Origin of the sequence: Pseudomonas sp. NFACC37-1, assembly GCF_900101575.1 — a bacterium.
GTDB classification, from domain to species: domain Bacteria; phylum Pseudomonadota; class Gammaproteobacteria; order Pseudomonadales; family Pseudomonadaceae; genus Aquipseudomonas; species Aquipseudomonas fluorescens_AA.
Map to the genome: position 1 here is coordinate 1 of NZ_FMUZ01000090.1, position 1,873 is coordinate 1,873.

Genomic DNA, 1,873 nt, shown 5'->3' on the forward strand with positions numbered 1-1,873 from the left:
TTTGATTTTAGCGGAACGCTCTGGAAAGTGCGGCCATAGTGGGTGATAGCCCTGTACGCGAAAGGATCTTAGAAGTGAAATCGAGTAGGACGGAGCACGAGAAACTTTGTCTGAATATGGGGGGACCATCCTCCAAGGCTAAATACTACTGACTGACCGATAGTGAACTAGTACCGTGAGGGAAAGGCGAAAAGAACCCCGGAGAGGGGAGTGAAATAGATCCTGAAACCGTATGCGTACAAGCAGTGGGAGCCCACTTTGTTGGGTGACTGCGTACCTTTTGTATAATGGGTCAGCGACTTATTTTCAGTGGCGAGCTTAACCGAATAGGGGAGGCGTAGCGAAAGCGAGTCTTAATAGGGCGTCTAGTCGCTGGGAATAGACCCGAAACCGGGCGATCTATCCATGGGCAGGTTGAAGGTTAGGTAACACTGACTGGAGGACCGAACCGACTACCGTTGAAAAGTTAGCGGATGACCTGTGGATCGGAGTGAAAGGCTAATCAAGCTCGGAGATAGCTGGTTCTCCTCGAAAGCTATTTAGGTAGCGCCTCATGTATCACTGTAGGGGGTAGAGCACTGTTTCGGCTAGGGGGTCATCCCGACTTACCAAACCGATGCAAACTCCGAATACCTACAAGTGCCGAGCATGGGAGACACACGGCGGGTGCTAACGTCCGTCGTGAAAAGGGAAACAACCCAGACCGTCAGCTAAGGTCCCAAAGTTATGGTTAAGTGGGAAACGATGTGGGAAGGCTTAGACAGCTAGGAGGTTGGCTTAGAAGCAGCCACCCTTTAAAGAAAGCGTAATAGCTCACTAGTCGAGTCGGCCTGCGCGGAAGATGTAACGGGGCTCAAACCATACACCGAAGCTACGGGTATCACGCAAGTGATGCGGTAGAGGAGCGTTCTGTAAGCCTGTGAAGGTGAGTTGAGAAGCTTGCTGGAGGTATCAGAAGTGCGAATGCTGACATGAGTAACGACAATGGGTGTGAAAAACACCCACGCCGAAAGACCAAGGTTTCCTGCGCAACGTTAATCGACGCAGGGTTAGTCGGTCCCTAAGGCGAGGCTGAAAAGCGTAGTCGATGGAAAACAGGTTAATATTCCTGTACTTCTGGTTATTGCGATGGAGGGACGGAGAAGGCTAGGCCAGCTTGGCGTTGGTTGTCCAAGTTTAAGGTGGTAGGCTGAGATCTTAGGTAAATCCGGGATCTTAAGGCCGAGAGCTGATGACGAGTTACCCTTTGGGTGACGAAGTGGTTGATGCCATGCTTCCAAGAAAAGCTTCTAAGCTTCAGGTAACCAGGAACCGTACCCCAAACCGACACAGGTGGTTGGGTAGAGAATACCAAGGCGCTTGAGAGAACTCGGGTGAAGGAACTAGGCAAAATGGCACCGTAACTTCGGGAGAAGGTGCGCCGGTGAGGGTGAAGCACTTGCTGCGTAAGCCCACGCCGGTCGAAGATACCAGGCCGCTGCGACTGTTTATTAAAAACACAGCACTCTGCAAACACGAAAGTGGACGTATAGGGTGTGACGCCTGCCCGGTGCCGGAAGGTTAATTGATGGGGTTAGCTAACGCGAAGCTCTTGATCGAAGCCCCGGTAAACGGCGGCCGTAACTATAACGGTCCTAAGGTAGCGAAATTCCTTGTCGGGTAAGTTCCGACCTGCACGAATGGCGTAACGATGGCGGCGCTGTCTCCACCCGAGACTCAGTGAAATTGAAATCGCTGTGAAGATGCAGTGTATCCGCGGCTAGACGGAAAGACCCCGTGAACCTTTACTATAGCTTTGCACTGGACTTTGAATTTGCTTGTGTAGGATAGGTGGGAGGCTTTGAAGCGTGGACGCCAGTTCGCGTGGAGCCAT

1 rRNA gene is annotated in these 1,873 nt (G+C 51.8%); it reads left to right on the top strand.

Annotated features, from left to right (window positions below):
* Positions 1–1,873: ribosomal RNA gene (locus BLP82_RS29995) — 23S ribosomal RNA — on the top strand; the annotation flags it as partial.